Source organism: Hymenobacter plasmatis (assembly GCF_020711255.1).
GTDB lineage: Bacteria > Bacteroidota > Bacteroidia > Cytophagales > Hymenobacteraceae > Hymenobacter.
The window spans coordinates 133,975-160,086 of the sequence record NZ_JAJFAW010000009.1; the positions used below are offsets into that span (position 1 = coordinate 133,975).

Annotated in this window: 20 protein-coding genes and 2 pseudogenes; 15 read left to right on the forward strand and 7 right to left on the reverse strand. The window is 60.1% G+C overall.

Translation table 11 applies throughout. The features are described from left to right. Nucleotides 1-502 precede the first annotated feature (502 nt). The 12 genes from LJ738_RS08765 to LJ738_RS08820 all read left to right on the forward strand — a co-directional run bounded on the left by LJ738_RS08765 (nt 503) and on the right by LJ738_RS08820 (nt 13,438). A complete protein-coding gene (locus LJ738_RS08765) occupies nt 503-1,156 on the forward strand; it encodes a response regulator (RefSeq protein ID WP_227785956.1) in 654 nt (217 codons plus the stop codon). A gap of 30 nt (nt 1,157-1,186) precedes the next feature. After that, complete coding sequence (locus LJ738_RS08770) at nt 1,187-3,583, forward strand: PAS domain-containing sensor histidine kinase (RefSeq protein WP_227785957.1); 2,397 nt, start codon at nt 1,187-1,189, stop codon at nt 3,581-3,583. 248 nt (nt 3,584-3,831) lie between these two features. Continuing rightward, nucleotides 3,832-4,917 (forward strand): hypothetical protein, encoded by a 1,086-nt coding sequence (locus LJ738_RS08775; RefSeq protein WP_227785958.1) that lies wholly within the window; start codon nt 3,832-3,834, stop codon nt 4,915-4,917. A 114-nt stretch (nt 4,918-5,031) separates the two neighbouring features. Beyond that, complete coding sequence (locus LJ738_RS08780; RefSeq protein WP_227785959.1) at nt 5,032-5,838, forward strand: cytidylyltransferase domain-containing protein; 807 nt, start codon at nt 5,032-5,034, stop codon at nt 5,836-5,838. A 96-nt stretch (nt 5,839-5,934) separates the two neighbouring features. Continuing rightward, entirely contained in the window at nt 5,935-6,792 is an 858-nt protein-coding gene (locus LJ738_RS08785) for a transketolase (protein ID WP_227785960.1), read from the forward strand. 135 nt (nt 6,793-6,927) lie between these two features. Further along, nucleotides 6,928-7,881, forward strand: a complete 954-nt coding sequence (locus LJ738_RS08790; protein WP_227785961.1) for a transketolase family protein — start codon at nt 6,928-6,930, stop codon at nt 7,879-7,881. A 149-nt stretch (nt 7,882-8,030) separates the two neighbouring features. Continuing rightward, entirely contained in the window at nt 8,031-9,365 is a 1,335-nt protein-coding gene (locus tag LJ738_RS08795; RefSeq protein ID WP_227785962.1) for an aminotransferase class III-fold pyridoxal phosphate-dependent enzyme, read from the forward strand. Nucleotides 9,366-9,598: 233 nt separating this feature from the next. Then, nucleotides 9,599-10,408, forward strand: coding sequence for an SDR family oxidoreductase (locus tag LJ738_RS08800; RefSeq protein ID WP_227785963.1), 810 nt, complete (start codon nt 9,599-9,601; stop codon nt 10,406-10,408). Between the two features lie 111 nt (nt 10,409-10,519). Further along, entirely contained in the window at nt 10,520-11,077 is a 558-nt protein-coding gene (locus tag LJ738_RS08805; RefSeq protein WP_227785964.1) for a KdsC family phosphatase, read from the forward strand. 58 nt (nt 11,078-11,135) lie between these two features. Further along, entirely contained in the window at nt 11,136-12,026 is an 891-nt protein-coding gene (locus LJ738_RS08810; RefSeq protein WP_227785965.1) for an N-acetylneuraminate synthase family protein, read from the forward strand. Between the two features lie 96 nt (nt 12,027-12,122). Further along, entirely contained in the window at nt 12,123-13,028 is a 906-nt protein-coding gene (locus LJ738_RS08815; RefSeq protein ID WP_227785966.1) for a sterol desaturase family protein, read from the forward strand. A 65-nt stretch (nt 13,029-13,093) separates the two neighbouring features. After that, complete coding sequence (locus LJ738_RS08820; protein ID WP_368045545.1) at nt 13,094-13,438, forward strand: DMT family transporter; 345 nt, start codon at nt 13,094-13,096, stop codon at nt 13,436-13,438. A 133-nt stretch (nt 13,439-13,571) separates the two neighbouring features. Here LJ738_RS08820 and LJ738_RS08825 read toward each other — a convergent pair whose 3' ends face one another. The 7 genes from LJ738_RS08825 to LJ738_RS08855 form a co-directional block, all read right to left on the reverse strand. Then, complete coding sequence (locus LJ738_RS08825; protein WP_227785968.1) at nt 13,572-14,732, reverse strand: acyltransferase family protein; 1,161 nt, start codon at nt 14,730-14,732, stop codon at nt 13,572-13,574. A gap of 196 nt (nt 14,733-14,928) precedes the next feature. Then, nucleotides 14,929-15,801, reverse strand: a complete 873-nt coding sequence (locus LJ738_RS08830) for a universal stress protein (protein WP_227785969.1) — start codon at nt 15,799-15,801, stop codon at nt 14,929-14,931. A 200-nt stretch (nt 15,802-16,001) separates the two neighbouring features. Further along, nucleotides 16,002-17,339: a TolC family protein gene (locus LJ738_RS08835; protein ID WP_227785970.1), complete on the reverse strand. Its 1,338-nt coding sequence runs from the start codon at nt 17,337-17,339 to the stop codon at nt 16,002-16,004. Next, nucleotides 17,326-18,558 carry a putative HlyD family type I secretion protein gene (locus tag LJ738_RS08840; protein WP_227785971.1) on the reverse strand — a complete coding sequence of 411 codons (1,233 nt, stop codon included), beginning with the start codon at nt 18,556-18,558 and terminating at the stop codon, nt 17,326-17,328. Before LJ738_RS08840 ends, LJ738_RS08835 begins: the two co-directional genes overlap by 14 nt. Continuing rightward, nucleotides 18,533-20,947, reverse strand: a complete 2,415-nt coding sequence (locus LJ738_RS08845) for an ABC transporter transmembrane domain-containing protein (protein WP_227785972.1) — start codon at nt 20,945-20,947, stop codon at nt 18,533-18,535. Before LJ738_RS08845 ends, LJ738_RS08840 begins: the two co-directional genes overlap by 26 nt. A 64-nt stretch (nt 20,948-21,011) precedes the next feature. Further along, entirely contained in the window at nt 21,012-22,181 is a 1,170-nt protein-coding gene (locus LJ738_RS08850; protein ID WP_227785973.1) for a serine/threonine-protein kinase, read from the reverse strand. A gap of 1,165 nt (nt 22,182-23,346) precedes the next feature. Next, complete coding sequence (locus LJ738_RS08855) at nt 23,347-23,865, reverse strand: glycosylhydrolase-like jelly roll fold domain-containing protein (protein WP_227785974.1); 519 nt, start codon at nt 23,863-23,865, stop codon at nt 23,347-23,349. Between LJ738_RS08855 and LJ738_RS08860 the strand changes: the two are divergent. From LJ738_RS08860 to LJ738_RS08870, 3 genes and pseudogenes are all read left to right on the forward strand, one after another. After that, nucleotides 23,842-23,990 (forward strand): annotated as a pseudogene (locus LJ738_RS08860) (3-oxoadipyl-CoA thiolase); the annotation flags it as partial. The gene LJ738_RS08855 and the pseudogene LJ738_RS08860 sit on opposite strands and share 24 nt — an antisense overlap. A gap of 84 nt (nt 23,991-24,074) precedes the next feature. Beyond that, nucleotides 24,075-24,629: a TetR/AcrR family transcriptional regulator gene (locus LJ738_RS08865; RefSeq protein ID WP_227785975.1), complete on the forward strand. Its 555-nt coding sequence runs from the start codon at nt 24,075-24,077 to the stop codon at nt 24,627-24,629. Between the two features lie 61 nt (nt 24,630-24,690). Beyond that, nucleotides 24,691-25,956: pseudogene (locus LJ738_RS08870) on the forward strand (malic enzyme-like NAD(P)-binding protein); the annotation flags it as partial. Nucleotides 25,957-26,112 lie beyond the last annotated feature (156 nt).

Here is a 26,112-nt window from a genome sequence, read left to right on the forward strand (position 1 = left end):
GCCTGGCTCCTGCATAAGGACTCCCCATACCCCCCTTCCTAGTCACCGCCTTCCTTTCCACGCGGTCAGTTACACTATCTATAAGAAAGTCTGGGTGCGAGTGTCTACCCCGCTCAGCTCAGCACTTGTATTAATGTAAGTGATTTATATAAAGATATTTAAACTCAGCCCAAGCGGCAGCGTATACCTTAGCCGGGTGCGCTGAAGCTTGGGCTGAAGTTTTTTATCTTCACGGTCATCAGCCACTTTTCCGCCTCACTCCTCGCGCCCAAGTCAGCTGGGAGCGGATTATAGCTCAACCAGGACCCGGCTTAACGCCAACCAACCTGTTGATTCCGCCAGAAGGACATAATTAAGCTGGTCAAACTAGATTTATTCCTGAAAAATCATCGTATATTGACTAGTATCCTACCCTTTCTACCAATTGCGCAATGGCAAACAGCAAGTCGGCTCCTACCTGAACCGCTGCTGGCACACTCTCACTTTTAAAGCTGCTACTGCCATGATTCGCGTCTTTTTAGTTGATGACCACCCCATTGTTCGGGATGGCATCCGGTCGTTGCTGGAGCACGAACCTGCCCTGGAGGTAGTAGGCACGGCCGGCAATGGCCAGGAACTGCTCGACCAGCTCCCCAACATCCCCACCGACCTGGTGCTTATCGACATCAACATGCCCGTGATGGACGGCTACGCCACCACCCTGCGCCTGCGCGAGGAATACCCCGAGGTGCGCATCCTCGCGCTGTCCATGCTGGTGGAGGAGCTCTACATTGGGCGCATGCTCGATGCGGGGGCCAGCGGCTACCTGCTCAAGAGCACCGGCAAGGAAGAGATAATCCACGCCATTCGGATGGTGATGGATGGCAAGCAGTTTCTGTGTTCGGAAGTGGGGCTGGCCATGCTGCACAAGGTGCTGGACTGGAACGCCAGCGGCCCCCCGCCGGCTGCCGCCCAGAAATCCCAGCTGCTGTCGAAACGCGAAATGGAGGTGCTCCAGCTGATTGCCGAAGGCCTGACCAACGCCGAGATTGCCGACCAGCTCTTCACCAGCAAGCGCACCGTGGAAACCCACCGCCAAAACATTCTGGAAAAGACGCAAGCGAAGAATACGGCCGCGCTTGTGAAAATAGCGCTGGCCGATGGGTTGATTAAGTAAGTAGGAGCCGCCGCTGTTGTTCGTGTCCCAATGCCAAAACTACCCGACCCCACGCTGGCTACCCAGGCCCAACAGCGCCTGCGCAACTGGGCCACACAACCCCGCGTGGAGGAACTGAGCGCCAAGCTAAAGGACGCCGGAACATCGCCCGAAGTGCAGCGCCTGGTGCAGGAGCTGCAAGTGCACCAGATTGAGCTGGAAATGCAGAACGAGGAGCTGCTGGCCGCCCAGGCCGCCGCCGAAACCGCGCGGCTGGCCGCCGAGGCGTCGCGGGCGCAATACGCCGAGCTCTACGACTTTGCGCCCGCCGCGCTTTTTTCGCTGCGCCCCGATGGCCGCATTGCGCAGCTCAACGACCGTGCCTGCCGCCTGCTGGGCACCACGGTCTCGCGCCTCACCGACCGCCGCTTCCTGCTGTTTGTGAGCCCAAAAAGCCGCGACGACTTCCGGGCTTTCTTTGATAACATTCTAAAAAACCGGCAGCGCCACACGGTGGAGCTGCACCTGCAAACCTCGGCCGGAGCCGACTTTGTGGCGCACCTGGAAGGCACGGCCGGCACGTCGGCCACGGGCATACCCATTGCGCAGCTGGCCGTGGTAGACGTGACGGCCCTGAGCCAGGCCGTGGAGCGGCGGCAGCGCAGCGACGAACAGCTGCAGCTGGCCCTGGCCGCCTCCGGCACCGGGGTCTGGGTTTGGACGCTGGCCACCAACCTGCTGGAGTGGGACGCGCGCGCCCAGCGCTGCTTTGGCCGGCCCCACGACCCGGCACCCACCTCGTTTTCGGTGCTGCAAAGCGCCGTGCACCCCGACGATGTGGTGGCCGTGCAGCGGGCCCTGCAGGCCACCGTGCAGCACGGCCACCCGCTCGACATGCAGCTGCGCGTGAACTGGCCCGACGCCACCGTCCACTACCTATCGGCGCACGGCAAGGTGCAGTACGACGCCCAGGGCAAGCCCGAAAGCCTCGTGGGGCTGGTGCGCGACGAGACCGGCCGGCGCGCCGTGGAAGAAGAGCTGGACTACCGCAACCGCCAAGTGCAGCAGCTGCTCGACAACCTGCCCATGTTGTTTGCCCGCCTCTCGCCCACGGGCGAGTACCTGGAGGTGGCCGGCGCCGGCCTGCGGCGCATCGGGGTCGAAAGCAAGGACCTGGTGGGTCAGTCCGTCTTCAAGACGTCTCCCACGCTCTCCGAACCCATACGGCGCCTGCTGGCGGGCGAGCCGGTCAACTTCGTGGGCAACATCGAGACCAAGAGCCAGCACCTGTATTTCCAGAACTACGGCTTTTTTGACCAGCAGCGCAGCCAGGCCGTCCTCTTCGCCATCGACGTAACGGAGTCGGAGCAAATGAAGAAGCAGCTCCTTGAGGAGCAGCAATTCACCAAAAGCCTGCTCAACCACTCCCTCGACGGGGTGGCGGCCTTCGACCCCGCCGGCCGCCTCACGGCCTGGAACCGCGCCATGGAAGCCCTCACCGGCCGGGCCGAAGCCGACGCCATCGGCCAGGACGTATTTGCCTGCCTGCCGTTTGACCGCAGCTCGGCGCCGGGCCGCATCGTCGACCACTTGCTGCACGGGGCGCACCGCCCGCACTTCCACCAGCCCTTCAAGCAGACCGCGCCCGACCGGGACTTTGAGCTGACGGCCATCTCGCTGAACCCCGACGGGGGCGGCCTGCTCATGCTGCACGACGTGACGGAGCGCAACCGCCTGCACGAGGCGGCGGCCAATTTCCGGGCCCAGCAGCAGCGCGAAACCTTCCGAATGGTGCTGCTGGCGCAGGAAATCGAGCGCAAGCGCATTTCCGAAGCCCTGCACAACGGCGTGGGCCAGCTGCTCTACGCCACCAAGCTGCACCTGGAAGAAAGCGCCGATGCGCCGGCCGCTACCGGGGCCGCCCTGGCCCTGCTGGAAGAGGCCATTAAAGCCACGCGCAGCGTGTCGTTTGAGCTCACCCCGAGCATTCTGGAGGACTTTGGGCTGGCCGTGGCGCTGCAAAAGCTGTGCAAGAACATTCCGCCCGACAAGCTGCGCCTGCACCTCTACCTTTCCGGCCTCGAGCAGCCCCTGCCGCTGGTGCTCACCGTGGCCATCTACCGCATGGTGCAGGAGCTGCTGAGCAACGTGATGAAGCACGCCCGCGCCGAAGAAGCCACCCTGCACGTGGTGCATGAGAACCACCACGTCAACATCAGCATGGAGGACAACGGGGCCGGTTTCGACGTGGCCACCACCGTGGGCATGGTCAAGGGCATTGGGCTCACCAGCCTCTACAACCGCGCCGCGCTGCTGGGCGGGCAGTTTGAGCTGGTATCGCGCCGGGGGCGCGGCACCATTGCCACCATCACCCTGCCGGTGGTGGAAGAAATGCCCGAGCCCACGGTTTCGGAAGCAATAAGCGAGGACCCCGGTGCCGCCGAATAGGCATTAAACCGAATAATCAGATTAATAGGCCCGTCCCTATGGCTGGTTAAGGGCGTGAAATCCTCACAATTAGTTAATTCCCTCTTCTCGGACGGGACATGGCGGTGTGGTTACTTCGCCTTTCTTCAGTACCTTGGCCACGAGCCTGGTTTCCCGCTGCGTCCGCTGTGCAAGCGGTGGAGCTGATGCGCAAGCGGTGAAACGAGGCGGTGCGTTTGTGGTCCGGTTGCGTCATTGTTTCCTCCTGCATGTCCCGAAAAAAGGTCCTCTTTCTCATTGGTTCGCCCAACCAAACCACGCAGATGCACCAGATTGCGCAGCTGCTCGAAGACGAATTTGAACCTTACTTCAGCCAGCTCTACTACGACGGCTGGCAGCGCGGCTTTTACCGGTTTCTGCTCAAAACCGGGGGGCTCAACAAAACCATTGTGACGGGCGCCATCAAGGCCAAGGCCGATAAATACCTGGCCCAGCACGGCCTCGCCAACGACTTCGAAGCCCGCCAATACGGCAACACCTACGACCTTCTGGTGTGCTGCTCCGACGTGATAGTACCCTGGCCGCTGGTGCGCCGCACCAAAACCATCTTCGTGCAGGAAGGCATGACCGACCCGCTCAACTGGTGGGCCCGCCTCATCCGCAAGCTCAACTGGATGCCGATTCTGGCCATCGGCACGGCCCTCAACGGCCTGGCCAACTGCTGCGACATCTACTGTGTGGCCTCGGAGGGCTACAAAGAGCATTTCGCGTATGTGGGCGTCGACCGCGACAAGCTGGTGGTAACCGGCATTCCCAACTTTGACGACGCCGAAAAGCTGCGCCACAACGACTTCCCGCACCACGGCTACGTGCTGGTGGCCACCTCCGACCTGCGCGAAACCTTCACCCCCGACAACCGCCGCAAGTTCATTGCCAACTGCACGCGCATTGCCGCGGGCCGGCCGATGATTTTCAAGCTCCACCCCAACGAGCAAGCCGACCGCGCCGTGGCCGAAATCAAGCGGTATGCCCCACCCGGCACCCTGGTGTACACCGAAGGCAACACCGACCACATGATTGCCAACTGCGCCGAGCTCATCACACAGTATTCGACGGTGGTGTACGTGGGGCTGGCCCTGGGCAAACCCGTGCACTCTTACTTCGACGTGGAAGACCTCAAGCGCAAGCAGCCGTGGCAAAACGGCGGCACCTCGGCCCGGCGCATTGCGGCTATCTGCCGGGGCTTCAGCCGATTCGAGGGCAGCGCCCCGGCTTTCCTGCGCCAGTACCAGCCCGAAGAATTCACTTCTTCCGCCGCCGCAGCCGCAGCCGACGGCTCGCTGGTTGTCCATTAATAACGACTAATAACGACGCGACTATAAAACCGTCCTGCTTTTTCAACTTTAGAACTTCCTTGTACCAGCTGTTTACCGCTTAATACCAATTAACCGGCTAGCTACTTCTCTACCATGTCTTTGCCGAAAATCCTAACTGTAGTGCAATCCCGCATGGGCTCCTCGCGCCTGCCCGGCAAGGTGCTGCTGCCGCTAGCCGGCCAGCCGCTGCTGGTGCGCATGGTAGAGCGGGTGCAGCGCGCCCAACTGGCTGGCACCGTGGTAGTGGCCACCACTACCGAAGCCGCCGATGACGCCGTGGCCGAATGCTGCGCCACGCACGGCCTGAGCTGTTTCCGCGGCGACGCCCTCGATTTGCTCGACCGCCACTACCAGGCAGCCCGCCACTACGGCGCCGACGTGGTACTGAAAATTCCCTCCGACTGCCCGCTCATCGACCCGGCTATTATTGATGAGGTGGTGGGGTTTTACCTGCATTTCTCCGACCGCTACGACTTTGTGAGCAACCTGCACCCTGCCACCTTTCCCGATGGCAACGACGTGGAAGTAATGCCCTTTGCCGCGCTGGAGACAGCCTGGCGGGAAGCCCGCCGGCCGCTGGAGCGCGAGCACACCACGCCCTTTTTCTGGGAAAACCCCGACCGCTTCCGGGTGGGCAACGTGGCCTGGGACACCGGCCAGGATTTCTCGATGACGCACCGGTGGACCATCGACTACCCGGAAGACTACGCCTTCATCAGCGCCGTTTACGACGCCTTGTACCCGGCCAATCCCGCCTTTGGGCTGGATGACATCCTAAATCTCCTTGCCAAGCGGCCCGAAATAGCTCAGCTCAACGCCCACCTGGCGGGCGTGAACTGGTACCGCAACCACCTCGACGAGCTTAAAACCGTGGATTCTTCGCAAACCAGAACCTTGTAGGGGCGGGGCTTGCCCCGCCCGGACGCCTATACCGATAGTAGTTACCGAAACATTATTTGTTCAACGACGGGCGGGGCCAGCCCCGCACCCTACTTTATGACCGACCAAAAACGCCAAGAACTCGAAGCCCTGGCCCTGCGCGTGCGCGAGCACATCGTGCGCCTAAGCACCGACGGCGGCTGTTTCACCGGCGCCTCCCTCTCCTGCGCCGACCTGCTGGTATATCTCTACGCCGACTGCCTGAACGTGCATTCCGACAATCTGCAGGACCCCACGCGCGATTACCTTTTCCTATCGAAAGGCCACGACGTACCGGCGCTCTACGGCACGTTCGTGGAGCTGGGCTTTTTGGATAAGGAACGCCTGGCCCGTCACCTCAGCACCGACGACCACATTTACTGGCACCCCAACCGCAACGTGCCGGGCGTGGAATTCCACTCGGGCTCGCTGGGCCACTTGCCCAGCGTGGCCCTGGGCGTGGCGCTCGACTGCCGGATGCACGGCCAGGACAACAAGGTCATCGTCATCACCGGCGACGGTGAGCTGAACGAGGGCTCGGTGTGGGAAGCGCTGCTCGTGGCCAGCGCCCACCAGGTCAACAACCTCACACTGGTGGTCGACCGCAACCAGTTTCAGGCTAATGTGGCCACCGAAGACCTGATACCGCTGGAGCCCCTGGCGCCCAAGTTCGAAGCGTTCGGCTGCGCCGTGCGCCGCATCGATGGCCACAATTTCAACCAGCTAGAGGAAGCTTTTTCGGCCCTGCCCTTTTCGGGCACGAAACCCAGCGTCATCATCTGCGACACGGTGCGCGGCCGCGGCCTGCCCAGCATCGAAGCCCGCGCCGACCGCTGGTTCTGCAACTTCTCGGCGGAGGAAGTGGAGGAACTGCTGCAGGAGTTGCACGGCGAAACGCCCGTAGCCCTGCGCTCCGAAACGCTGACGGTACGATAATAAATAACCTAAAAGGCCGTCATGCTGAGCGCAGCCGAAGCATCTCTACCGCTCCACTAACTATGATTACTTGCGCAGTAGAGATGCTTCGGCTGCGCTCAGCATGACGGACAAGGAATTGCCAAGGACAGACTTATGACCTACGAAGAACTAATCAAGCAAACAGCTCTGGCCGATGACCGCCTGGTGGTGATGACGGCCGAAAACCGGGCCCTCATCCGCAACCTGCCGGCGGTGCTGGGCCCGCGCTTCATCGATACCGGCATCACGGAGCAAACGCTGATTGGCGCGGCGGCTGGGCTGGCCCTGCGCGGCCGTATTCCGGTGGTGCACGCGCTGGCTACCTTCCTCACGCTGCGGGCGTTCGAATTCGTGCGCACCGACGTGGGCATTGCCGGGCTACCGGTGAAGCTGAGTGGCTTCGTGCCCGGCTTCCTATCCGATGGCAACGGACCCACCCACCAGGCTATCGAAGACGTGAGCTTGATGCGCGGCATCCCCGGCATGACCGTTTTTGCGCCCGCCGACGAAGCCGACATGCTCGCCATGCTGCCCGCCATCTGGGCCTCGCCGGCGCCGGCGTACGTGCGCATCAACACCCGGCCCGCCACCTATGAGCACGCCCCTTTCGAGATGGGCAAAGCCGAAATCGTGGCCGAAGGCACCGACATAACCATCCTCACCTACGGCATGCTGTTCGAGCAAACGCTGGTGGCCCGCGAGCTGCTGCAGGCCCAGGGCAAGTCGGTAGGCCTCATCAACCTCCGCAGTCTTAAACCAGTGGACGAAGCGGCCCTGCTGGAAGTAGCTCGCCGCGGCTCCCTCATCGTCACGGTGGAAGACCATTTCATTACGGGCGGCCTCTATTCCATTCTGGCCGAAGTCCTGCTGCGCAACCAGCTCACAGCGCGGGTGCTGCCACTTGCCCTGGAGGAACGGTGGTACCGGCCGGGCCGCCTGAGCGCTGTATTGGAGCACGAGGGCTTTACAGGCCAGCACATTGCCCAGCGCATCGCTACGGCACTGGGAGAAAATGGCTCAACTATTTCTGCCGGCCCGGCCGTGCTGGAAAATCAGTTTGCCGAATAATCCGCCTTGGCACAATCAATAGAACGTCATGCTGAGCGTAGCCGAAGCATCTCGCGTGCTGTCACTAAACAAATCGTTCAACGATGCGAGCGAGATGCTTCGACAAGCTCAGCATGACGCTCTAGTTTAACAGTTAAATATCCTTTCCCATGCCAAACACCGTTTCTTTCAACGAGAATTATCCCGAAATCACGAAGTCGGATGAGCTGTATGCCCGCGCTCAGAAAATCATGACGCCCGTGACTCAGACGCTGGCCAAAGGGCCCGGGCAGTACACCAAGGGCGTTTCGCCAAAGTACGTGAAGCGCGGGGCCGGCTCGCACATCTGGGACGTCGACGGCAACGAATTCATCGACTACCAGATGGGAATTGGGCCGATTTCGCTTGGCTACGCTTACCCGCGAGTGGACGATGCCATTCGGGCCCAGCTGCAGGATGGTATCACCTTCTCGATGATGCACGAGCTGGAAGTTGAGCTGGCCGAGTTGATTCACGAAATCATCCCCAATGCCGAGAGCATCCGCATCAGCAAGACTGGCGCCGACGTGTGCTCGGCGGCCGTGCGCGTGGCCCGCGCCTTCACCGGCCGCAACAAGGTGCTGTGCTGCGGCTACCACGGCTGGCACGATTGGTACATCGGCACCACCAGCCGCGACAAGGGCATTCCGCAGGAAGTAAAGGATTTGACGGCCGCTTTCGAGTACAACAACCTGGATTCGGTGAAAGCGCTGCTGGACGAGGACGTGGCCTGCGTTATTCTGGAGCCCTTCATTTTTGATGCACCCAAGGACAACTTCCTGCACGAGCTGGCCGCCCTCTGCAAGGCCAACGGCACGCTGCTGATTTTTGATGAGATGTGGACCGGCTTCCGCATTGCGGTGGGCGGCGCGCAGGAGTTCTTCGGCATCACGCCCGACCTCGCGGTGTATTCCAAGGCCTTCGCCAACGGCATGCCCATTGCCCTGCTCACCGGCCGCCGCGACGTAATGGAGCTGTTTGAGCAGGACGTGTTCTTCTTCACCACCTTCGGCGGCGAGGCCCTGAGCATGGCCGCTGCCATGGCCACCATCGCCGAGATGCGTGAAAAGAAAGTGCCCGCCCGCCTCGCCGAGCAAGGCAAAAAGCTCAAGGACGGCTACAACCAGATTGCCGCTGAACTCGGCCTGAGTCAGTATACCAAGTGCTACGGCTACGACTGCCGCACCATCGTCACCTTCGATGCCTCAGCCGGCAACCCCATGGAAATAAAGGCCTTCATGCAGCAGGAGCTGTTCAAGCGCGGCATCCTGTGGGGCGGCTTTCACAACATGTGCTTTTCGCACTCCGATGCCGACGTGGCCCACACCCTGGCCGCCTACCGCGATGTGCTGCCACTATTGAAAACCGCCATCGAGGCCGGTGACGTGGCCTCGCGCCTGCTGGGCGAGCCGGTGGAAGCCGTGTTCCGCAAGGTTACTAATGCCGCGCCGGTGAAGGCGAAGTAGCTCAAGCTTCAGAGCGTCATGCCGAGCGCCGTTTGTCATGCAGAGCGGAGCATCTCGCTCGCGCCGTCTGTCATGCTGACGAAGGAAGCATCTTCTCCCCGTTGCACGAGTCGTGCTGACCTGATAAGATGCTTCGCTGCGCTCTGCATGACACACGACTGAGTTGCTACCACAAGCGATAAACTCCGCTCTGCATGACGACAAACTCTCATCGATAGCCTTTTAGGGCCCTTATGGTTAACCTCTTTTCTCTACTCGACAAAACCGCTATTGTCACCGGCGCTTGTGGGCTCATCGGCCGCCAGCACTGCGCCGCCTTAGCGTTGGCTGGTGCCAACGTGGTAGTGGCTGACCTCGACCTTGCGGCCTGTGCGTCCGTGGCTGCGGAACTGCCGGGCGGCCACCACATGCCGCTGGCCGTGAACGTGGTCAGCCCGGAATCCCTGGCAGCGGCGCGCGACCAGATTTTAGCCCAATTTGGGCATATCGACGTGCTGGTGAACAATGCGGCTATCAACGACATGTTTGAAAACCCTACGCTGGCCGCCGACTTGTCTAAGTTCGAGAACTTCCCCTTGAGCACGTGGCAGCAGTCCCTGGAAGTAAACGTGACGGGCGTTTTCCTGGCGGCGCAGGTGTTCGGCACGCCCATGGCGGTGCAGGGCCACGGCAGCATCATCAATGTGGCGAGTACTTACGGCCTGGTGGGGCCCGACCAGAGCATTTACGTGAATGCGCAGGGCGAGCAGACCTTCTTTAAGTCGCCCTCCTACCCGGCCACCAAGGGGGCCGTCATCAGCTTCACGCGCTACCTGGCGGCGTATTGGGGCAAGCGCGGCGTGCGGGTCAACACGCTGTCGCCGGGCGGGGTAGAAAATAATCAGGATACTTTTTTCATTCAGCAGTACAGCGCCAAGACGCCCCTGGGCCGCATGGCCACCGCCACGGATTATCAAGGGGCTGTGGTATTTCTGGCTTCGGATGCTTCCGCTTACATGACCGGCGCCAATCTGGTGGTGGACGGCGGCTGGACGGCCATCTGATTTTTCCGGGCCGGACGGCCTCCTTTATTCCATAACTATTTCATAAACTTACATCTAGAGGTATCCTCACCGAATCTATAATCTTTATTGTTCACCTATTCATCTGCAACTATGGAAACAGCCCACCTCAATGCCAAGGCCCGCCGCGTGAAGCTGGTACTCACCGATTCCGACGGCGTGCTCACCGACAACGGCGTGTATTATTCGGCCCAGGGAGAAGAGATGAAACAGTTCTCCATCCGCGACGGCATGGGCGTCGAACGCCTGCGCAACTGCGGCATTGCCACGGGCATTGTTACGGGCGAAACGTCGCCCTCGGTGGTGAAGCGGGCGCTCAAGCTGCACATCACCGAGCTGCACCTCGGCGTGAAGGACAAGGCCGCCAAGCTGCAGGAAATTCTGACGCGCCTGCAGCTGCAGCCCGACGAAGTGGCCTTCATCGGCGACGACACCAACGACGTGGAAATCATGAAGCTGGTGGGGCTGGCGGCCTGCCCGGCCGATGCCACGCGCTTTGCCCGCCACGTAGCCGACTACCACTGCACCACTTCCGGCGGCCACGGCTGCTTTCGGGAGCTGGCCGAGTTCATCATCGCCAGCCAAAGCCCCGAATCCAGCGGCCGCCAGCGGGTATTTCTTGAGCGGCAATTGCTGCGCAGCCTGCCCTAGCCGCCCCGGCGGCTAGCTCCACTTTCCACACCTTTTCGAACGCGCTAACTCCCATCGCATGAATGCTGTCGCCATCGGTAAAAACCGGTTCATCGGGGCCGGTCATCCCGCCTACATCATCGCCGAAATCGGCATCAACCACAACGGGTCCTTGGACCTGGCCAAGCAGCTCATCGCCGAAGCGGTGCGCGCCGGGTGCGATGCGGTGAAGTTTCAGAAGCGCACGCCCGAGTTGTGCGTGCCCAAGGACCAGTGGGAAAAGGAGCGCGACACGCCGTGGGGCCGCATGACGTACATCGATTACAAGCGCCGCACTGAGTTTGGGCAGACCGAATACACCGCCATCGACGACTATTGCCGCGCCCTGGGCATCGACTGGTTTGCCTCGTGCTGGGACGAGCCGTCGGTTGATTTTATGGAGCAGTTTCGGCCCGTGCTCTACAAAATGGCCTCGGCCTCCCTCACCGACCGGCCCTTGCTCAACCGCGTGCGCGCCACCGGCCGCCCCCTGATGCTGAGCACCGGCATGTCGACCCTCAACGAAATTACGCAGGCCGTGGGCTGGGTGGGGCTCGATAACCTGATGATAGCGCACTCCACTTCCTCCTACCCCTGCCCGCCCCAGGAGCTCAACCTGCGCATGATTCCGGCGCTGCAGGCCCTGTTTCCCACCACGCCCATCGGCTATTCCGGCCACGAAACCGGGCTGGCCACCACCGTGGCGGCCGTGGCCCTGGGCGCCAGCTTTGTGGAGCGCCACTTCACCCTCGACCGCGCCATGTGGGGCTCCGACCACGCCGCCTCGGTGGAGCCGGGCGGCATGGCCAAGCTCGTGCGCGACATCCGCGACGCGGAGGTGGCCTTCGGCGACGGCATCAAGTGCGTGTACGACAGCGAGCAGGAGCCGCGCCGCCGCCTGCGCCGCGAGCAAAGCCCAGTAGGCACCTAGTAGCCCGCCGCGCAAAAGATTGCGGCCTTGGGCAAACAAAAGCCGGCTGGCCGCGTCTGCTACGGAGGATGTTTCCGCGATTAGCACGCCGAGGATATGAAACAGGTCGAAATCATCACCACGGCCATGCTGCTGGGCTGGGTCGCCGTAGTCATTTTGCTGGAACGGCGCTTTCCGTACCGCCAGGGGCTGCCCTTTTTCCGGGAAGGCTTCTGGACCGACCTTGTGCTCTACACCTTCGTGCAGAGCTACTTGTTGAAGATTATCATTTTTGATTACATCATTCTTCCCCTCGACCAGAATTTTGCCTTGTCCCGGCTGCACCTCGTCACGGCCTGGCCGGTGTGGGTGCAGGTGCTGTTTTTTCTGGTCACCCACGACTTTTACATCTACTGGTTTCACCGCTGGCAGCACCACAGCCCCGTGCTCTGGCGTACCCACGAAGCCCACCACTCCGGCAAGCAGGTAGACTGGCTGGCGGGCTCCCGCTCCCACGCCGTCGAGATTATCATCAACCAGACCATCGAGTTTGCGCCCATTGTGCTGCTCGGCGCCCACCCCGCAGTGGTGCCCATCAAGGCGCTGATTGATGCCGTGTGGGGCATCTACATTCACGCCAACATCGACGTAAAATCGGGCCGCCTGCAATATTTCTTCAACGGACCCGAAATGCACCTCTGGCACCACGCCGACCACCAGGAGGTATTTCACGCGAACTTCTCCACCAAGTTCGCCGTTTGGGACTGGCTCTTTGGCACCGCCTACTTCCCCGGCCACAAACCCCGGAAATGGGGCCTGTATTATGAGTACCCAAAAGACTACTTCCTGCAGCACGTCTTCTCCGTGAAGCGCTTCGACGAGCGCCAGCTCGGGCGGCGGTTTCCTCTGCTGCGGCGCTACAACCTGCTGCGCCCGCTATTATGGAGGCGCCTGCGGGGCTTGGTCAAACGGCGCTCGGCGGCCCGTCCCCCATCGGTTTTGGCCGATAGTGGCGCGGCTTGAATTCCCTTATAAAACGACCCTTTCCTCCTTTATTTCTCTCGACAATGCCCTGGTTTTACTTATTCGTGGCTTCGCTTTTAGAGGTCTGCTGGACCTACAGCCTGAAAGCCCTGAATGTGCAGAAAATCCGGGATGTGGACTGGCTGCATTCTCTGTCCCAGCCCGCCCACCTCACGCCCGTGATACCGTTGGTGGCCTACGTGGCCTTTGGGCTCGGCAACGTCATGTTTCTGTCGATGGCCATGCGCCATATTCCCACCGCCACGGCCTACGCCGCCTGGATGGCTCTGGCGGTGGTTGGGCTAAAGCTTATCGATGTATTCGTGCTCAAGCAGCCTTTCTCCCTCCTCGGCGTGTTCTATACCAGCCTCATTATCATTGGCGTAATTGGGCTGCGACGCTTGGGGTAGCCCATTGTTCAGGGTGAGTCCAAAGCAGCCCGTTTTGGGTAGTAGGTAATCTTCCTACTGGAGAGCTATCCTTGATTGGTATTATTTAAAATGCCCTGTCTAATTGCCAGGGCTTTTTCTATGTTGACCCTATCTAAGCCGCTACCGCTTGCGGGTGGGGCTTGGCGCGCAAGCGCTGGTGCAGCGGGCGCTCGACTAGCCTGTAAAGCGCGATGCTAACCAGGGTATAAGCCACGAGGCAAATAAGGCTGCTCCCCGAAACATATTTCCGGAACAGATAATCGAACGTGCCCAGGTGGATTAAGTACAACACGTAGGAAGCCTTGCCCAGTAGCTGAAACAGCCGGGTTTCCAGGAGCCGCCGCAGCAGCGTTTGCTCGCTGATAAGGCCCCAAAACAGGCTGCACACAAGCACGGGCAGCCCCACATTATTGGCAAACAGCAGCCGATAAGACCAGTCCGGCTCTTCCGTAATGGGGTAGTAATGCCCCGGAAAGAAATGGTACAGCAGGGCCTGCACCAGCATGTACAGCAGGATGCCGCCCGCCCCGAGCACCGTGTAGGCGATGCCCCGGCCCGTTGGGCGGGGCTGCCGGGCAACCCATAATGCCAAGGCCATGCCCAATACGAACTCGACGCTGTGGCCGAAAAACGTCATGTTGAGCATGAACTTCGCATCCTTCATCAAGCCATAATAGGGCAGAAAATGCGAGCAGAAGGCCACCAGCAGGAAGCCCAATGCGAGCAAGGCCACCGGATAAACCACCACTCGGCGGAAGTTGCGCCGCAGGCCCAGCAGCAGGAACGGGGCCATTAGGTAAAAGGTCTCCTCCACGGTGAGCGACCAGGCCGTGGGCAGCCCCAGCACCGCGTACTGGTTGAAGTAGCCCCGCAGCAGGGTAAGGTTCAGGAGCACAGCGCACAGTTTTTCCGGGAGGGTAAACGCGGCGCTCCACTCCCACCACCCGTGCGTGGGCCGCAGCACCATAACCGCAAAGGCCAGGGCCGTGAGCAAAAAATAGATGGGATAGATGCGCGCAAACCGGTTTTGCAGGTAGCGCGTTGCCCAGGCCCGGGTTGGCTCAACCCGGTCGGCGTAGCGGGTGGTGATGAGAAAGCCGCTGAGCACGAAGAAAATGACCACCCCAATGCCCCACTGCCGGATGTACTCCACGGCCAGCATCTTGAAGTACGGCAGTTGAGCCGGCGTTTCGAGGGCCGACATGTGCACCATGACGACCATATAAGCCGCCACCGCCCGGACACCGGTCAGGGCCGGGTAATACGTTTTCAATAGACCTACTTTCAGATGAGCACCGCAAAGGTACCCGGGCAAGGTACAGCCGTAGCGTGGCTCCGGGCGTGCCGAAGCCTGCGCCAAACAAGCCACTCAGTCGCCCATGCAGATTTAAGCAAGTTGAGCTGGCTGCCCACGAATGGGCTACCCCTCCCCTAGCACGCCAGCCGGCTGGGGCCACTACGGGCGCCGGCTACTGAAAATGGTAGGTGAGCACCGGCGGGAAGGCGTGGGTGGCCACGGTTTCGGCAATGCTGGTGCGCAGCAGGGTGCTCAGGCCGGAATGGGCGTGGGTGGGCAGAAGGACCAAATCGGCCTGCACCTGCTGCGCATACGCCTCGATGCCGCTGCTCAGGCGCTCGGCTTTGACGACGGCCGTCTTGTAGTGCGTGAGGTGGTGCCGGGTGGCAAAGGCCTGCAGCTGGTGCTGGTCCACGGCATCGTGGTCTTGGGCCGCCACGTGCAGCAGGTGCAGCGTGGCATCGGGGAAGGCGGCCCGGACGCGCTGCAGGCCGGCGACGGCCCGGCTGGCTTCGGGAGAAAAGTCGGACGGAAACACCATGGTGCGCACGTTGAACTCCGGTTGCTGGTGCTTGACCGTGAGCACCGGGCACGACGCCAAGCGTATCATGCGCTCGGTGTTGGAGCCCACAAAGAAGTGTTCCATGGCCCCGTGGCCCTGGGCACCCATCACCACCAGGTCGATGCCGTGCTTTTCGATGGCAGCCAAGATACCGTCGCCGATGCGCGCTATTTCCACCGTATCATGAACCGGCACGCCGGGGGCCAGGCGGGCTGCCTCCTCCTTGAAGGCGCTCATGCGGTGCTTGGTCATCTGCATGAGCCGGATGATGAACTCCTCATCGGCGACGGCACTGTAGTTGGGCAGGTCTACGCCGTTCACGGGCCCGCCGTAGGTGCTGAAATTGGCCGTTGCCATTTCGGGCGTTTCCAGCACGTGCAGCAGCGTCACGCGGCCGCCGGTTTGCTTGGCCAGATGCAAGGCCACCTCAAAGGCATTGTGCGACTCCGTCGAAAAATCAGTGGGAACGAGGATGTTTTTCATGGGTGGAAAGAATAGAAATGGACGAAGCACGGCCGTAGTGCCAGCCGCTAAGTTTCTTACGGCCAACCGACTACCAATAGCCTGCCTGCCACTCCATTTTCTTTTCCCATCCTATTCCGGGCGTTGCCACGCTTGCTGCCGCGGGCTCGTTTCGCCACGCAGCCCGCGCGTTTGCCGGTTGCCACCCGGCCTGCAGCGGGCTAAAGCATGAGCGGCAGGCCCTGATAAAACCCGACCAGTTTCGAGCGCAAAATCAGCTCGTACTTGGCTTTAAACAGGTCGGTTTGGGCATTCAAGAAAACCGCCTTTGTTTGGTTGAGCTCAAACACGGAGATGGTGCCGTACTGGTACTTGAGGTTATCGGCTTCGAAGCTTTTGCGCGCAAATTCTTCGGCTTTTACCGCGGCTTCCCAGCTTTGGTGGGCGGCTTCGGCATCGGTAATAGCTTGCTGAATCACGCGCGTAAGCCGGTTGCGCTCAATATCGGCGTCCAGCAGCCCCTGCTCGTAGCGCAGCCGGCTTTCCCGGATTACCATGTTGTTGCGAAAGCTATTGAACAAGGGCAAGGACAGCACAATGCCCGTGCCGTAGTACATGTTGTTGTTGAGCTGGCTCCCAAAATCAAAATGCTGGTTGGTGTTGCTGTAGTTGGAGCCCAGGGCGCCCGTGAGCTGCACCGAGGGAAGCTTGTCCGCGCGGGCCACGTCTATCTGGTTGTAGAGCCGGTAGGCATTGTGCCGTTTGGCGGCCAACGCCGGCTGCGCTTCCACGGCCAGCTCCAGGTTTTCCCGAAAAGTGGTATGCATATCAAAGCCCGCCAGCCCCCCGCTGTTTGTCAGCGGGGCAATTTGCAGGTTCTCGGTGGGTTTCGCGTTCAGGATTTGCCGCAGGTCGAGGTAGGCCAGGGTCAGTTCGTTTTGGCTGCTGACCAGCCCAACCTGCTCGGTGGCCTGCTGGGCCATCATTTTAAACAGCGCACTCGCCGCCACCCGGCCCGCATTGAGCTTGAGCTTGGTCAGGCTCACGAGTTGGGCACTGGCCTGCACTTGCTGCTGCTGGCTCTTGATGAGCTCCAGCAGGTAGTTGATGCGGATGTACACCAGCGCCACCTCCACCATGATGTCGTTTTTCACGGCCTGTACCTGGCTGGAATTCTGCTCCACCTGCTGCTTGGCCGCCTTGATGGCGTTGACGGTTTTGAGCCCTTCGAAAAGATAAACCGAAGAGTTTACCGTTCCGCTCACGGAATTGAACTGGCGGTTGATGAAGCCATTCGTCAGCGGGTCCACGCTGCGGCCCACCGAGTTGTTGTTGCGCACCACGCCGTTGAGCGTGGGCAGGCGGTCGGCTTTTTGCAGCTTGAGCTGGGCTGTGGCCACTTCCAGGTCGAGCAGCGCGCGCTTGAGCTGGAGGTTCTGCTGAAACGCGCGCTCCACGCAGGCTCCGTACGAAAGCCGCTCCTGCCCCCGGGCGGGCCTCCCCACGCCCAGCAGCAGCCCCAGCCCGAATACCGCAGCCCAACAACTATGTTGTTTCATTGGTCGCATCGATTTTATCGAACAGCTTTTTCATGGCATACCGCAGCAAGGTGTACTTGCCCGTAATGATTTCGCCCTTAAGCTTGTATCCGGCTTTGAGCGGAAAGCGGGGCTTGCCCGTGAGCTGCACGATGGTAAAAAACTGGTCGTTGACATTCGCCGACGAGATAAAGGACACGCGGCCCTTTATGGGGCCGAACTTGTAGTGGTAGTAGGCGTTTATCTTCAGGTTGGCTGGCTGGCCCAGGCGCACGTAGGCCAGCTCGCGCTCCGGCAGAATCACCTTGGCGTAGAACTGGCCCTGCTTTGGGGCAATGACGGCCAGGGGCTGGTTGCGCTCCAGCAGCTCGGTGGCCTGGCGGTCGTTGTAGAGGTTGAGGATGGTGCCGGCCACGGGGGCCCGCACAATGAGCTGGTTGGCGGCATCGCCGAGCACCACGGCCGAGTTGCGCGTGCTGCCCAGCTGGGAGCGCAAGTCCAGCAGCTCGCGCTGCTTGGCTTGCTCGTCCTGCTTCAGCGTGTTCAGGTCGATGTCCAGGCTGGCAATCTGCTGGTGTAGGGTCTGGAGCAGCGTGGTTTGCCGGGCGCGCTTTTCCTCGTAGGCGGCGCGGGTTTCGATGGCCTCCTTGCGCTTGAGCAGGCTGCGGCTCTTCGATTCGGCGGCCTCCAGGCGGGACAGCGCCTGCCGGGCATGCAGAATGGAATCGGTGCGGTACTGCTCCCGGCTGATGGCGCTTTGCTCCTCGGCGTAGCGGCGGGCGGCGGCCAGCGTGCGCAGCTCGCGCTGGTTTTGCAGGCGGTCGGCGGCGTACATCTGCTCATACAGCGTGCGCTGCCGCTCCATGGCGGCCCGGCGCTCGCGGGTGTAGGCCAGCATGCGCTCGGCCACCGCAATTTTGTTTTGGGTTAGCCCCACTTCCTGCCGGGTGGTGGCGTAGTCGTACTGCACGCGCTTGTTTTCCAACACAAACAGGGTGTCGCCCTGCCGCACGGCGTCGCCTTCGCGGGCCAGCACCTTCAGCACGCGCACATCGGTGGGCGTGCGGATGACCGTTTGCGGGTTGCGGGAGTAGATTTCGCCTTCCCGGAAATCGATGGTTTCGTTGATGTGCAGGAAGCACAGCAGCCCAATGCCCAGGACCAAAAAGCCCACCAGCAGGCCGCAAAACACCTGAATGAGCCAGATGGCCGTGCTATGCCGGTACGATGAGGGTTCCATGCTCAAGAGAATAATGCTTGGTGAAACAGAGGTAGTCGATGGCCTCGTGCGAAATCACAATCAGGATTTTGTTGGTGAATTCGTTGAGCAGGCCTTCAATCTGAATCCGCGAGGCGGCGTCGATTCCGGACAGGACTTCGTCGAGAATGAGCACGTCGGCCGTAGAGAACAGCGCCCGCATCAGCAGTATCTTCTTGCGCTGGCCCGTGGAGAGGTTGCGGCCGTTTTCATTGATGAGAAACGCCAGCCCGTCTTCTTTCGAGGCAATGAATTCATACAAGCCAATCTTCTTGGCCATCTGCATGATGCGCGCCGGCGAGACCTTGCGCCCAAAGGCGATGTTGAACTCAATGGTGTCGTTGAACAAGATGTCTTCGTTGGTCACGAGCACCAGCTTTTCCTTCACTTTTTCGGGGTCGAAGAAGCGACGGTCGGTGTCGTTTATCAGCATGCGGCCCGCGGCGGGCTCGTACAGGCCCGTCAGGACTTTGCTCAGGGTGGTTTTGCCGGAGCCGTTCTGGCCTTCGATGCGGATTTTGTCGCCCCGCTCGGCATCCAGCGATAGGTTGCGCAGCACCAGCTGCTGGGGATTGTAGCCAAAGCCCAGCTCGTGCAGCGAGAGGCTCTCGATAGCAAAATCCTCGATGCCGCCACTGGGTACGGCCGCGGGCGCCGCTTCCTCAAAGTCGAGGTAGCGCTTGAGCACCACCTCGTTTTCCTGCAGCACCAGGTTCTCGGATAGGATGCCGCGCAGCGAGGAAAACACCCGCTCCGACAAGGCAATGAAGGTGACGATTTGGCCCAACGAAATGGCATTGCCCACGATGGCCTTTTTGGTGAGCGCCACAATGATGAGCAGCGACGCCAGCATGCTGATGACCGACACCACCGCGCCATTCAGCAGGTCGACGTACCGGTTCTTGAGCTGCACGTTGAGCAGCTGCGTCACCACCTGCAGCAGCTTGCGGGAGTAAGCTTCTTCGATGCGAAACGACTTCAGCACCTGGATGCCGTCGAGCTTCTCAATCATCTTGGTGAAGAACTCGGACTTGCGCAGGAAGCGCAGCCGCTCGTTGCGCTTGAGCGTGGGCGTGACCAGCCGAAACCAGCCGTAGAATGCCACCATCACCCCGCAGATAATCAGCGTGAGCCGGGCATCGATGTAGAAGAGGATGGCCAGCGAGTACAACGACACAAACACGTCGACCAGAATCCTGGTGAAAAAGCGCAGGAAGAAGCCCTTGAGCTTGAAGGCATCGCTGAGGCGTTCGGTCAGGTCGCCGCGCTTGAACGACTGGATAAACGGCAGGGAATATTGGTTGAGCTTTTCGTCGAACCGGGTCAGAAAGTACTTGTCCAGGATGTTGCCCATGTGGATGCCCACAAACGACACGTTGAGGCTGGTGGCCAGGTCAAAGAGCTTGAACACCCCCAGCCCAATGGCAAACACCACCAGCGTATTGAGCTGGTAGGAAGGCAACACGTAGTCAATCAGCACCTGGTTGACGAACACGGCCAACTGGGTGGTCATGGCCGAAAACAGGGCCGCAAAAATGTAGATATACCAGATGCGGCGGTTCGTGCCCAGCTCCTGCAGCAGGGTCAGGTAAGGGCTTGGTTCGGGCACAGAGGCCTCAGGGCGGGCGGCTTGGGGCGTGCCGGCCTCGGCCTGTGGCTTGGCCGGCGGTGGGGCTACGGTGAGCACCAGCGGGGCCCGCAGCATCATGCGGGTGTCGTCGTTTTTCAGCGCCCGAAAATGCTTGGGCAAGGCCCCAATCTCCTGGTTAAAGAGCAGGTCGTGCAGGAACTTCTGCTCGGCCTCGCGGTCCTTCAGCCCAAAGTTGGTTTTGATATAGGAGAAGTACGTGAGCTTGTTGAACAGCGTACCGGCGTCGTTGGTAGTCAGGGCCTGCTCCAGCTTCACGTCGTACTGCGCCAGCTCCTGGTTGCAGAGCAGCATGAGCTTTTGCTCCATTTGCACCAGGTCCCAGTAGCTCTTGCTGAAGTACGCCATGTTCTTCAGTTCGGGCAGCGTGGCGTAGTACTCGTTGGCTTTGGCGGGGTCCAGCACCCGCAGCTTGTCGCCCTTCACCTTGTCTACCACCACATAATGCAGCCCGTTGGGGTGCACGATGGGCATGATAAAGGGCATCAGGTCTTCCCAGGCCCCGGGCGTGGCTTGCAGGTAATGAAAGTCGAGGACTCGCAGCCGGGTCGTGAACTCGTGCTGCTGCAGGAAGGTCTGCAAGTCGGTGAGGCTGGAGCCTTGCTCATCCAAAAAGATGTGCTGCTGAATATATTTTCGACTCACGTCCTGGTCGAAAATATTGAAGATGGTCTTCACCGCGCTTACCCCGCAGTCGTTGTTTTTGAGCTGGCAGTCTACCATAAGATTCGGAAAAAGAATGGCTTGCAAACAGCCGTGGGCGCCGGCCAGTCAGGCGGCGCTTTCGCTAAGAGGCGGGTGTGTATTCCGCCTGATTCTCGACCAGCAAGGCTTGCTGCCAGGCGGCCAGCAGTTCGCGGGCGTCGGCGTAGCGCGCCAGCGGGTCCTTCTGGAGGGCGTGCAGCAGCACCTGCTCGTGGGGCACTCCCGGGCTCAGGTGTAGGCCAAAATCATAAGTAGTAATCGAGGCAGCCCGTTCGCGCCAGGTGTTGCCCACAAAAGGGAGCTGCCCGTGGTAGAGCTTAAAAAGCACCAAGGCAATCTGGTACACCTCGGCCCGAAAATCGGCGGGCTGCTTGCTAAACTCGTAGCTGTGCTCCCGGATGCGCTCGGGCGCCAAATAGGTTGGCACTCCCCCACCGTCGGTGTTTTGCGCGGCGGCTGAAAGCCCCACGCGGTACGAAAAGCCGAAATCTATCATCGCCACCCGGTCGCCGCTCACCATGAAGTTGCTGGCGTGAATGTCGCCGTGCACCACGCCGTTGGCGTGCAGATGGGCCAGCGCCGACAGTATCTGCGTGGCCAAGTACGCTTTGCTGTCCGCGCGCAACGTGCCGTTGCGCAGGCATTCCGACAGCGAGCCGCCCGGCAGGTACTCCATCACCGCGTACGGGTGCGGCTGGGTATGATACGCCAGCAGCACCCCCAGGCAGGGATGCGGCGAAAGCGCGCGCATGATGTCAAACTCCTGCTCAAACTGCCGCAAGGCACTGCTCAGGCGCGGATTCGCCCCGGTGGCCTCTGGCGCGGGGGCAAAGATTTTCAGCACCACCATCCGGCCGGAGTCGCCCTCCGTGGCCCGGTAGAGCTGCACCAGGTGGTTGTGCTGGGACAATAAATCGGTGATAAGGTAGGGCCCCAGGCGGGCACCGGCCTCATAATAAGGGGTGATGGGCGCGATGTCGGGTTCGCCTTCCTGGCGCACCACCTCCAGCCGGTGCAGGTCTTGCAGAAACTGGTCTACCAAGGGCTTAACCACGGCCTCGCTGGCGTCGCGAATTAGCCGCTGGAGCCCAATGGTTAGCTCCTGAGCCGTTTTAGGTTCGTTGAGCAGCCCAAGAAAAGTGGCAATCGTGCGATTGGCTTTGAACTCGTCCCTGACGGTTGCAATATAGAAGTCCTCCGCGCGCTCGTGCACGCGTACCCCTTGCGAAAGGTAGTATCGTATGGCGTGCATAAGGGCACCCCGGATGAGCGGGAAAAGAATGATGGAAAATATGGCGCGGCCCCTACTGAAACGGCCGTCATGCATTGCTGGGCAGCCCCAGCATACCAAGTCCTCCCATCCAGCCAAGTGTTCGGGCAAGAGGCGCTTCGTGCCTGCTAGTGTGGGGTGGTGTTGGCCGAGCAGCAGGCACATGCCCGTGCTCCGTAGCGGCGCGCAAAAGCGGCCCAGCCGATGCTAAATAAAAGCTGGGGAAACAACAGACTCCTGTTTCCCCAGCTTTTATTTAAGCATTCACGCAACACTGAATTTTATTTAAGCATTCACGCAACACTGAAATATGTGCCCTTATTCAGCTAGTGCGTGCGCTGGTTCAGTGTGCGTAGGATTACCGGCAAGGTCTGGGAGGACACGGGGGGGGAGTATAACACGGGGGGGGGGTATAACAGTTGTTATTTGACCCGCTTCGGCTCGGGTAGCTGTAGCTTCTAGTGCTCCGGGAGCCACAATAGCTACCACCACCAGCAACGATTAACTCGACCTTTTGCACTTGCAGGTCGGCCACAAGATTTTCTAACGTAAGCATAACGATAAAGATTAAGTGTGAGAATGATTTATTTAGGCAGCTGCTTACCCAAAGATACGCAGACAAAACACCATAGTTTATAATTTTTTACTGGAAAATAAATATTATTTTCAACCTCAACCGGCGAAATAACTCCAGGAACTTAATATTAATTTTTTTATAAAGTATTGGTTTATAATTTTCTAGAAACCCAAATGATTTGCTAACGGGAAAATGGCTTCAAATAACAGACCTCATCCGTATTTTGAACATTATTAATACGGCTCAGTTTCGATTTTTAGAGTCCAGTTTGGATATTCTCATCAATTCTCCGAGCGTGGTGGTTATTCGTTTCGGATTTTCGAGCTGGCCCCACACTCGATTTTGAATTCCTGACTGGTGATGTTTTTACAAGGGACTCTAGAGTTACTCAGCCCCATATGATGCTCTAGATGCCCAGTTGCAGCTAACAGAGGCATAAACCCGGCCCGGCCGGAGCCATAGCAAGAAAAAAGCCCCTAGCGATATTGCTAGAGGCTTGTTCGGGGGCTGAACTGGAATAACACCTTTGCCCTTGATGTTCTTTAAAATCGTCCTAAATGGATTAGTGGCTTATTTGGTTACGGACAGCAGTTGCACCGGCCCTAGCAAACCAGCTGGTATAAGCTTTGCATCAGCCTGGTAAAAAGCCATGGATGTGTAGGTTATCTTGGTCGTAGCGCCGGGCTGCGCATCCCCAATCAAGCGGTTTACCCACAAGTTGGTCACCTTGATTTCCACCTTATTCTCTCCGGGCTTCAGCGCTTGGGTGACATCGGCCCGGAAGGGCTTTTTCCAGATTACACCCCCCGATTTACCATTCACCACTGCCTCGACCAAGTTCTTCACCTCGCCCAGGTCCAGCCACAGCTGGCCTTTGGGGGCAAACCAGGCCGCTGGCGCGGTAATGGTCTTGGTATAGGTAGCCGTGCCGGAGAAGTACTTGATGCCTGCGTCGCCGTTTTCAGTTAAGGAAGTCAACTTATCGAAGGTAGCACTGGCCGGAGCGCCCCTATTGGGCTGAAACGCCACCTGCCAGGCGCCGTCCACCGCCGTCAATTGCTTCTCGGCGGAGCCATTGCCCTGGGCCACCCGCTAGGCATGAGCGGCACCCGCAAGCCGCAATTGAGCTGCAGCGGCAGCAGAAGCGCTATGCCCTGGTGACCATATGCATTGGCGTTGGGAAAGACTACGCCGTGATTATTGAGCGCACGTAGGCCGAAACCAGAATTGCGGATTGCGGCGGAGGTACTACAGTGGAGGTTTTAACTTGCGTCCTTATTTATTCTATCCCAGTGACGATGAAATTACCCATCGCCCTGAGCCGCAAGCAGATTATTGCGCAGAAGGCCTTGCATCTGTTTGCCGAAAGAGGCTATGAGCGGGTTTCTACTGTATTGCTAGCCAAGGAAGCGCCCGTATCGGAGGCCCTTATTTTCAAGCGCTTCGGCACTAAAGAGCAGCTTTTGGTGTCCATTATCACCACGGGCTACCAGCGTATAGTCGAACACATCCGCGGCCGCCTTGCCGAGCAGGACCCACTGGTGTTTTTGCACAAGATGATAGACTTGCCGCTTGAGCTGGTGCAGGAAGAGCCGGATTTCTGGAAGTTGCAGGCCCGGCTTAGCGAGGTGGAATTTGCCCGCAGGCAGCACGCGCATTTTTTGCAGCCTTTGCCGGGCTTGCTCCAACGGGCATTCGAAGGCCTGGGCTATGCGCAGCCCAAGCTGGAAGCTCAGTTGCTGCTGCTGCTGGTGGAAACTTTCTGGCTGCTGCAGGCCACGGGTTTTGGGCAGGCTACGCCTAAATTTCTGGAATTTATCAAGTCCAAGTACCAATACCAGCACCGGCCGTAAGCCCGCAGGGGAATTGCGGGCGGGTATCTTCGGCGCTCCGGCGCCATTTGCCATTGACCACATGATTAAGATTAGCCAGCAGGAAGCCCTCGACTACCACACCCAACAGCCTGCGGGCAAGCTGGAAGTGGTGCCCACCAAAGCCATGCGCACCCAGCGCGACCTCGCGCTGGCGTACTCGCCCGGCGTGGCCGAGCCCTGCCTGAAAATCGCCGCTCGCAAGGACGACGTGTACAAATACACCGCCAAAGGCAACCTGGTGGCCGTGATTTCGAACGGCACGGCCGTGCTGGGCCTAGGCAACCTGGGCCCCGAGGCCAGCAAGCCCGTGATGGAAGGCAAAGCCGTGCTGTTCAAGAAATTCGCCGGCATCGACTGCTTCGATATTGAGTTGGATGTAACCGACCCCGACGAATTCATTCGGGTGGTGAAGGCAATGCAGCCCACGTTTGGCGGCATCAATCTCGAGGATATCAAGGCGCCAGAGTGCTTCCGGATTGAGCGTGAGCTGCGCAAGCAGCTCAACATTCCCATCATGCACGACGACCAGCACGGCACGGCTATCATCTCCTCGGCAGCGCTGCTCAACGCGCTTGAGCTAGTGGGCAAACGCATCGAAGACGTGCGCGTGGTGGTGAACGGCGCGGGCGCCGCGGCCGTCTCCTGCCTGCGCCTGTACGTGGCCCTGGGCCTGCGCCGCGAAAACATTGTGGTGCTGGACACCACCGGAGTGATTACGACGCAGCGGCCTACGCTCAGCCCCGAAAAACGCGAGCTGGCCACCGACCAACCGCTGACAACGCTGGCTGAGGCGCTAGCCGGGGCCGATGTGTTCATTGGCCTGTCGGCGGCCAACATGCTGCCCCCTGCCCTGCTGCTCACCATGGCTGCCGACCCCATCGTGTTTGCCTTAGCCAACCCCGACCCTGAAATTGCCTATCACCTGGCGCTGGCCACTCGCCCGGATATTGTGATAGCCACCGGCCGCTCCGACCACCCCAACCAAGTGAACAACGTGCTGGGCTTCCCCTACATTTTCCGGGGTGCGCTCGACGTGCGCGCTACCGAAATCAACGAAGAAATGAAGCTGGCGGCGGTGCACGCCCTGGCCGCGTTGGCCAAGGAGCCCGTGCCGGCCGCCGTGCACGAGGCCTATTCCGACGACTCGCTCGCCTACGGGCGTCGCTACCTCATCCCTACGCCGCTCGACCCGCGCCTACTGTTTACAGTTGCACCGGCCGTGGCCCGCGCCGCCATGGCCAGCGGCGTGGCTCAACAGCCCATTACCGATTGGGCTGCCTACGCCGAGGAGCTGCAAGCCCGGCTGGCCGGGCCTTTGGCAGCGGTTGTACAACCCTTAGAAACGACCAGCGCGGCGCCCATTTTGTAACCGCAGGCGCTGAAAAAAGGGTAGCCCGCTTGTTACAAAATGTGCTTTTGGGCGCACCAAAGCTTTTCCACGCTGTTACTGCAAAAGCAGAAA